General features: G+C 38.8%; 9 protein-coding genes and 1 pseudogene. 2 read left to right on the top strand and 8 right to left on the bottom strand.

Annotation, left to right across the window (positions count from 1 at the left end):
- Together AC1DG9_RS23105 and AC1DG9_RS23100 are read left to right on the top strand one after the other, a co-directional pair.
- Positions 1–667, top strand: a pseudogene (locus AC1DG9_RS23105) (SusC/RagA family TonB-linked outer membrane protein); the annotation flags it as partial.
- A gap of 15 nt (positions 668–682) precedes the next feature.
- Positions 683–2,059 (top strand): RagB/SusD family nutrient uptake outer membrane protein, encoded by a 1,377-nt coding sequence (locus tag AC1DG9_RS23100; RefSeq protein ID WP_477635320.1) that lies wholly within the window; start codon positions 683–685, stop codon positions 2,057–2,059.
- Between the two features lie 41 nt (positions 2,060–2,100).
- Here AC1DG9_RS23100 and AC1DG9_RS23095 read toward each other — a convergent pair whose 3' ends face one another.
- The 8 genes from AC1DG9_RS23095 to AC1DG9_RS23060 all read right to left on the bottom strand — a co-directional run.
- Positions 2,101–2,409 carry a hypothetical protein gene (locus tag AC1DG9_RS23095; RefSeq protein ID WP_288879444.1) on the bottom strand — a complete coding sequence of 103 codons (309 nt, stop codon included), beginning with the start codon at positions 2,407–2,409 and terminating at the stop codon, positions 2,101–2,103.
- Positions 2,410–2,487: 78 nt separating this feature from the next.
- Positions 2,488–2,937, bottom strand: coding sequence for a MauE/DoxX family redox-associated membrane protein (locus tag AC1DG9_RS23090; protein ID WP_288879445.1), 450 nt, complete (start codon positions 2,935–2,937; stop codon positions 2,488–2,490).
- 102 nt (positions 2,938–3,039) lie between these two features.
- Positions 3,040–3,135: an AraC family transcriptional regulator gene (locus AC1DG9_RS23085; RefSeq protein ID WP_477635321.1), complete on the bottom strand. Its 96-nt coding sequence runs from the start codon at positions 3,133–3,135 to the stop codon at positions 3,040–3,042.
- On the bottom strand, positions 3,095–3,682 hold the full coding sequence (locus AC1DG9_RS23080) for a hypothetical protein (RefSeq protein ID WP_477635319.1): 588 nt from the start codon (positions 3,680–3,682) through the stop codon (positions 3,095–3,097). Before AC1DG9_RS23080 ends, AC1DG9_RS23085 begins: the two co-directional genes overlap by 41 nt.
- Positions 3,683–3,842: 160 nt before the next feature.
- Entirely contained in the window at positions 3,843–4,556 is a 714-nt protein-coding gene (locus tag AC1DG9_RS23075; protein WP_288879447.1) for a DUF4198 domain-containing protein, read from the bottom strand.
- A 37-nt stretch (positions 4,557–4,593) separates the two neighbouring features.
- On the bottom strand, positions 4,594–5,943 hold the full coding sequence (locus tag AC1DG9_RS23070; RefSeq protein WP_477635318.1) for a PepSY-associated TM helix domain-containing protein: 1,350 nt from the start codon (positions 5,941–5,943) through the stop codon (positions 4,594–4,596).
- A gap of 54 nt (positions 5,944–5,997) precedes the next feature.
- Positions 5,998–7,227, bottom strand: coding sequence for a DUF4374 domain-containing protein (locus AC1DG9_RS23065; RefSeq protein WP_288879449.1), 1,230 nt, complete (start codon positions 7,225–7,227; stop codon positions 5,998–6,000).
- A 22-nt stretch (positions 7,228–7,249) separates the two neighbouring features.
- The coding region (locus AC1DG9_RS23060; protein WP_477635317.1) for a TonB-dependent receptor domain-containing protein at positions 7,250–8,091 on the bottom strand (842 nt) is incomplete at its 5' end.

Genomic DNA, 8,091 nt, shown 5'->3' with positions numbered 1-8,091 from the left:
AAATAGACCTGTATACGGAATTTACAGTTACAAGTGGGCAGGATTAGACCCAACAAACGGTGACCCCAGAGGCTATCTGAATGGCGAGGTTAGTAAAGATTACAAAGCCATTCTTAACAGTTCCATGCAAGATGTGGAATATAATGGTTCGGCAAGACCCACTATTTACGGGGGGGTAGGTAATGTTTTTTTCTTTCAAAAATTCACATTAGCTTTCAACATCAGCTATAAATTTGGCTATTATATCAGAAAACCATCAGTGAATTATTATGAAATGTATAATACAGAGATTAGTTCAGCCATGAATGCTGATTTTGGAAATCGCTGGCAGAAAAGCGGAGATGAAGCTATTACAAACATCCCATCGATGGCGAGTTTTGGAGAAAATAATTTTCGGGATAAATTCTACAATAGTTCATCCGCTACAGTAGCACCTGGCGACCATATTCGTTTACAGGACATAAGTATCGGTTTCGACCTTGATCGCTCCAACTGGAAAAACATACCGGTAAAACAGTTACAGCTTTATTTTTATGCAAATAACCTGGGAATTATCTGGAAGGCAAATGATTTCGGATTAGATCCTGATCTTGTACCAGCAACAGGAAATGGATTATCTCACCCAATAGCCAAAAGTTTTGCTATTGGATTTAAGGCCAGATTTTAAAGAATATTTAGTGATATGAAAACAAATAAAATCGCACTATTTACCACCATATTTTTAATGATGGTATTATCCTCTTGCAAAAAAGGTTGGCTGGAAGCAAATCCAGACCAATCCCTTATTGTCCCAAAAACCCTGGAAGATTTTCGGGCCTTACTTGATAATACCTCCCCGACTTTCAATATTAATCAGGCTTGTGGCTTAGCTGAAATTGCCTCTGGCGATTTTTATATCTTATATAGTTCATGGCAATCACTTTTTACCGTACAGGAAAAATCAGCTTATACCTGGGCTCCAACAGCTAACTTTTATAATGGAGAAACTAGTGCCGATTGGGAAAATTCTTACAGACGAATCTTAAATTCAAACGTCATCCTTGATGGCATTAAAAAGATAAAAGCCCCCACTACCCGACAAGATGAATGGAATAACATATATGGCAGCGCCTTATTCTTTCGTGCTTTCGATTTTTTTAACCTTGCTCAGGAATATTGTACAGCCTACATACAAGCTACAGCAAAATCAGAATTAGGACTACCTTTAAGACTGGATTACAATGTGAATATACAATTGCAACGCTCCACTCTACAACAAACTTACGATCAAATCATTAGAGACCTAAAATCAGCTATTCCTTTATTGGACACTACACCCTTATTTAAAACAAGACCATCCAGACAAGCAGTTTTCGCATTATTGGCCAGAACCTATTTGGCTATGGAAGACTACCAGCCCGCAGGTTTATATGCCGATTCAGCTCTACAAATCMAATCAGATTTAATGGATTATGCAACATTAAATCCGGATGCGGCCTACCCTATTCAGAGATTTAATCCGGAAGTAATATTTCAAAGCACTTTTACCTTTGGAATTTTTAATGCTTCGAGATTAATTGTTGAACCCACATTACTTAGTAATTATGCTGAAAACGATTATCGACCTAAGATTTTCTTTAAACACAACACCAATGGAAGCGCAACTTACAAAGGCAGTTACAATAGCGACAAGAATTTATTTGGTGGCTTAGCTACTGATGAACTTTTTCTGATCCGTGCAGAATCTAATGCCAGAGATGGCAAAATTGCTATTGCACTAGCAGACTTGAACCACCTTTTAAGGAACAGATATAACCGCAAATACAGAGATATTAACGCCGATAATGCAGAGCAGGTATTAAACTATATTGTAAATGAGCGCAGAAAGGAATTAGTATTCAGAGGGCTTAGATGGCAGGATCTGAGGCGCTTAAACAGAGATAATAGATTTTCAATTACCTTAACAAGAACATTCAACAATCAAACTTACACCCTAATGCCTAACGACAAAAGGTATATTTTTCCAATTGATGAAATGGAATTGAGCCTAACTGGAATACAGCAAAATGACAGGGAATAGATTAGTTAAAACAGGGGTAGGTAACACCCCCATGATGTATTTTATTCGAAATGACCTGTAACCATGGACCCAGATACATACGTCATACCAGAAACTGGCAATAATGTTCCATCTAAGGTAGGATGAGTATTAAGTCCAATATCCCATTGAGCAGAACACAAACTTCCCATTGGCTCACAGCGATCACCAGAATAATAACGATAACCTCTTGGATCACTAGGCAGAGGAAACGTAATATCCGTTTTATAATAAAGCACTTTATTAGTCCTTTTAATTGTTGTGAATGCACTGAAGCCAAATGCAAAACCCGCTATTAACACACCCAGCGCCGCTTTTTTAATGTTGTTCATTTTTAAAGTTTTAATTTAATGAGACTGTGTTTATTTTAACAGGCTACAGCAATTACCTGTTTCACGCGCGTAAAGCCTTTATTTTCTGTAAAGAAAAATCCCCGCAAATGCCAGTAACACAAACCCCAGATTAAACCAGATGTGCTGCTGCCATGTCATTGTACTGATCACTCCACCACAATGACAGGGCAACTTGCTGCCAGAAAAAACCATGTATAACAGATATAGAGTAAACAAAATCATAAGTACAAATGAAGCATACAATCCCCATTTTCTAATCGGAGCAAAAATTAACAACACACCAATAACCAGTTCAGCTATTGGAATACCCCATGCAACCAATTTACTATACTCACCAATTAAAGGTGATTTAGACAGTGTAGAAGAAAATGAACGAATAGCAAATAATTTGCTTGCAGCAGTATACATAAACAAGGCAAGAATCAAATAAGCAATAGCATCTACAATAATAACTCTGGCTTTAGCAGATAAATAGAATTTTGTTTGGTTAAAGAATATTGTTTGCATGGTTTACAACTATGTGTTTTAATGGTCCAAAAATGCAGCTCATTTATTTTAAAAAAAATACGGATTACTGCCAAAATAATTAAGAAATACTTTGGCAGGATCTCACCCCTGAATCAGAAATTTAGGTGATACTCCAAAACACTTTTTAAATGCACTGCTAAAATAATGCGGATCTTTGTACCCAACTAATCCCGCTATTTCGTGAACAGATTTGTTTGTTGTAAGCAGAAGCTAAATCATTGGTTTTAACATCCATTTTAATTAGTAAATTGAAAATGCTGGTAGAAATACCGAAAGCCGGCAAATTAACATGCCTGTTATCTGACTCATTAAAACAGGCTATAAGTGGTTTTAAAGCAGTTAATTTTTTACTTTTATAGATCAGCCAATCAGGACTAAATGTAATCACTAAAATCTTATGTCTTCCGGCAGGTATAATTTTATGGTATTCCCCCGCAGGCCGATAACATAAAAAACAAGCGCTTTTATGTTGTACAACGTACATAAGCAAAGAGGGTTCACTTAATAAAAAATCTATGCTCGTATCCTGTCTAAGCGAATATTCAAACAATTCAATATGCGCCAGATAATGACTTATAGATTGAAGTAGTACCTCCCCTTCCAGTAAACTAAATTTTCGGGCCTGCCCCATGTGCAGTGCAGTAGTACAAAAATGAGGGAGTGTATTAAAGGTAAGAATTTCCGATTCTGCAAAAGCAGATTGGAACTTGAAATTTGAATGCATTGTTTACAGCTTTGTTAAGCTGTAAAGTTGTAGCAATTATTTATCTACAACAGTCTATTTATGTCTAAAGTCCAGTCAAAACCTTCAGACCCAAAGAAAATATGGAAAAGTAAATGGGACAAACAAGAGGAATCCTCGCCTGCCCCATTTTCAAGAGGGCTTAATTGATCTCGAAACTGTAAGTAGCACCCTTCCAGGTTGCTTTATAATCTTTACCATTATGCTGGCCCGGAGTTTTATCCATGTCGCTCACTTCAACTACATACCTGCCTTTCCACAAAGGTGTGAATTCTGCCGCACCGTTATCATCGGTAGTCAATTCTCTTGACCAGCCATTAGGAGAAAATACAGATACCGTTTTTCCTTTTGCAGCAGCATCATTAAGGAAGGCCTTCAACTGAAGCGGCTTATTTATTTTTGCAGCCGAAGCACCTTCTACATGTAGTTTCAATACGTTTGGATTTTGAACTGCTGCAGGCAATGCTTTTCCTACGATAACATCAGCACTAGATAAGAAATGATATTTTGTGGTTCCACCAAGTTCCCTGGCTTCGTGACTTACTACAACAGTATAAGCCCCATTCTGATCCGGTGTAAAAGTACCCTCAAAATGGTTTGCACCAGGAGTTAGGGTCAACTGAGTTTTCTTTTGATCTGGCCCTACCAGCCAAAGTGAAAATTCCTTTACATCCGAATACCATTTAGCTACACTGTCGCGCTCATTGGCCACATACTCACCGTAGAATACTTTAACAGTTTGCTTTTGTCCTACTTTACCAGATGCCGCTGTTTCGATCCACAAGGCATGAGCAAAAATACTGGTGGTTACAAAGCTGAGCAACAAGGTCAGGGCTAAAAAAGTTATTTTCTTCATCTTTTTGTTATTAAGGTTTTAAGGAAATGAATAGTATTTACTGAGTTGATACAGAGTTAGCAGCCAATACTGGCTCCTGCTCCTTAGTTATCACTTTTAATTTAGGTTTTACTGCAGGTTTATCAGAAAGATTTGCAGCGCTTGCGGTACCGGAATCAGACTTTCCCTTCTTCTTTTTGAACTTACGGCCATACCAGATCAGGAAACCCGTGATTGGTAAACTTGCACCAATCAGAGAAGCCAGAAATGCCAATACTTTACCTGGAAAACCAAGAATACTGCCCACATGAATGTCAAAGTTCATTTTACGGAGTTTCTGTCCAACCGAAGCCTCATTATAAGGAACAGAATAAGGATCCTTGCGCTTAAGCTCCTTTAAGGTATGTTGATCAAAAGAATAGCCMTGACTATTGTAATACTGTCCGGCAGTAGGATAAACCGTAATGTCGATGGTTGCTTTAGCCAGTTTGGTATCCGGGAAACTGTAATAGAAACCAGTAGACTTAGGGTGCTTGGCAATGACTTTTGTCCATGCCGCATCCATTGCCTGCACCGGAGTATAAAACTTACCGGCCTGCAGAGAATCCGACTCCATTCTTCTAAATTCCGGCAGTTTTTCGCCAGCAGTAGTTACCCAATAAAGGCCTTCGCTGTACCATTTTATTCCATAAACCATCCCTGACAATGCGATGGCCAGCAAGAACAGCAAGGAATAAAATCCCAGTACATTATGCAAATCCAGATTTACACGTTTAAACGAAGCACCCCACTTAATCTTAAAGCTTTTATCGCGGGTAGATTTGTTCCACTTCTTAGGATACCACCAGATCAGCCCCGTAATAAGCAGCACTACAAAAACCATTGTTCCGTAATTTACAATTGGTCTTCCTATTTCATAAGGCATCCATAAAAAGCGGTGACCATTCAGAATAAATCTAAAAAAATCTGTCTCGCCCGGTTTGCGTACCTCTTTGCTAATCACCTCTCCTGTATAAGGATTAACTTTCAGCAATACTCCTCCGCCCCTACGTCCGCCTCCACCACGACGTCCAGGTTTTTTAATCTTATCTCTCAGACTAAGGTTAATTACCTCACCCTGGTGATAGTTGGCATAAGCAGGAACTTTATCTGCATACAATTTCGCGGCAATGTCAGTTAACTGCGAAGGTTTAAGCACCGGTTTGTTCTGCCATTCCACTTTAGTTTCGGGCTCCAACAATCCGGTTATTTCTTCATTAAACACCCATATACATCCTGTAATACAAACAATTAGAACAATAATACCCGAAACCAGGCCAAGCCATAAATGCAGCCATTTGTTAATCCTGTTAAAAAGAGAATCCTTGCTCTTCTTTTTCGGTGGTGAGGTTTTATTTCCGGGTATCATTGTTCTAATTTGTTAGGTTTATATTTTTATGTAATTGGTGTGTTGTAGGGTCAATTATTGGAGGTGCTGGATTGCAGTGATCAAACCACCTTCTACTTTAAGCCCTCTGGTGGCTTTACTGGTTGAAGCATCGATCTTGTAAACCCACGTAGTACCATCTTTCAAGTTCACACCGATGTAACCGGTTTTGCCATCTTTAGGGCTGTAGTTATTATCAGTTACGTCCACAATGGTAGCAGGCTCAGGAAAACCTGTTACAGCCGATACAGTTTGGTTAACAACATCAACAACTGCCAAAGTTTTACCGGTAACATAGGCACCTTTAGTTGCCTTAGGTTCCATGTTGGCAATAAACTTATTTTGTCCAATATATAACCAGTTGGTGATTACGTAACCGTTAGATGCAGTTTCAAAATTCATCAGGTAGCTTTGGTCAAATTCTGTAGTACCAGCTTTGATGCGGGTAATTGAAGAAGGCTTAGTTGAAGTAAGTGCACCGCCATTAACTGCTACCGAACTAGAGAATGCGTACACATCTCCATTCTCAACCTGCCCCAAACCATCTGTAAAATACCTTCCGATAAAGCTAGTTCTCGTATCTTTAATTGTCTTTTCATATTGCATTCCCGGATAAGAATATACCGCGATACCTGCATAATCAGGAAAATCTGTTTCAAAGGTTCTGCCCTTAATGCTAAAGAATGGCGCAAATACTTTGTTGCCTACCTGTTTAATCCAGCTGAAGTGGGCAATTTCACCATTTCCGGCAGGTTGAAGTGCATCTATAGTACCCTCCGATGTCTGCTTATTGGTATTAGAATTTACAATGTACCAGGTATGCAGTGTACTGCTTCCAGCTGCTGCAAAAGATCTGGATACTTTTACCATTAAGATGTCGTCATTAACTGGCGCAAACGCTTGAACTGTTGCAGCTGTAAAATCATTTAGTTTATTTAGCTTACCGTTTTTAACATCATAAACAGTAACAGCACCAGGACTACCCTGACCGTAAAGCATACTAAAGAATTTGTTGCCAAGTGTTACATAGTAACGATAAGTACCATCCTGTTCAACACCATTACCTATAATAGATGCAGAACCTTCGTCAAGGCTAGAGGCCGTCAGCAGATAGTCGGCTACGCCTGCAATTGCAGTCGGTGTAACTGCTAACACATAATTTCCGGGATTTTCAGGGATAACCTCCCTATCGCTTTTTTTATCGCAAGAACTTAAAGCGGCAATAAGTGCCAAAGCCGAAAGCGTTTTGGTAATTGTTGTTTTCATGTTGATTTTTATAAAATGATTATTACGATTTATTGATGAAGTATCTGAAGTTTAAATAGAATCCGCGACCGGGCTTCTGCAGGCTAAAATTGTCGAATACAGGTTTATTAGTAATGTTTTTCACTTCCAGAGAAACATTATAGCGGCCATTTTTCATGCTATAAACAAAATTCATATCATGGGCAACCTGTGTAGGTATACCATTTTTGTCATCTCCGCTTGTACTCCCTAAGCTTGGCCAATAGAGCCAAAAAGAATTAACGTACAACAGATTGTAACCCACTGTAAGGTTATTGCCTTTTCTTAAAACATTTTTAAATGATGCAGACACATCTGCGTTGCCAAAAAAGTAAGGGATGTTAGGCATCTGATCCAGGTAAACAACGCTTTCGTTCTCATAAAATCCACCATCTGGTTTAGGATCATATTTTTGAAGGTTTCTTAACTTCTGATAAGTAACGGTAGCACCGGCACTTAACCAATTTTTATAGGAATACCTGATTTCTCCATCAATACCTGTGGTGCGTACACCCGAACGATTGTCTGCGATGAGCAAATTCTGAGATCCGCTTGTCCCGCCAACAAATTTATTGTAAATAAAATCGCCCGAATATCTGTAAATGGCATTAGCAGTTACGGAAAAGCGATTGACCTCATTGATCTTAAATCCATATACAATACCTAAATTGAGGTTATCACTCTTTTCTGGTTTTAAGTTCGGACTAGCAGCCTGATTTTCCAGATCACCAAATATTTCGTTTGCTTCAGGCATCCGGTTGGTCAGTTCGTAAGAAGTTCTGAGTTGTAAGTCGGGAATTATATAGTAAGCCAGGGCCATGCCATAGCCAAGTTTCTCTGTAGATT

The organism is Pedobacter sp. 05L430 (assembly GCF_056397585.1).
Note: the sequence above shows the minus strand (reverse complement) of the source record. Positions and strands in the feature narration are given on the sequence as shown.

What these genes read in the sequence shown, in the direction of transcription:
- AC1DG9_RS23075 (WP_288879447.1), bottom strand. Translation starts at nt 4,556, where the DNA reads ATGAAGAAAATAACTTTTTTAGCCCTGACCTTGTTGCTCAGCTTTGTA.
- AC1DG9_RS23065 (WP_288879449.1), bottom strand. Translation starts at nt 7,227, where the DNA reads ATGAAAACAACAATTACCAAAACGCTTTCGGCTTTGGCACTTATTGCC.
- AC1DG9_RS23090 (WP_288879445.1), bottom strand. Translation starts at nt 2,937, where the DNA reads ATGCAAACAATATTCTTTAACCAAACAAAATTCTATTTATCTGCTAAA.
- AC1DG9_RS23080 (WP_477635319.1), bottom strand. Translation starts at nt 3,682, where the DNA reads ATGCATTCAAATTTCAAGTTCCAATCTGCTTTTGCAGAATCGGAAATT.
- AC1DG9_RS23095 (WP_288879444.1), bottom strand. Translation starts at nt 2,409, where the DNA reads ATGAACAACATTAAAAAAGCGGCGCTGGGTGTGTTAATAGCGGGTTTT.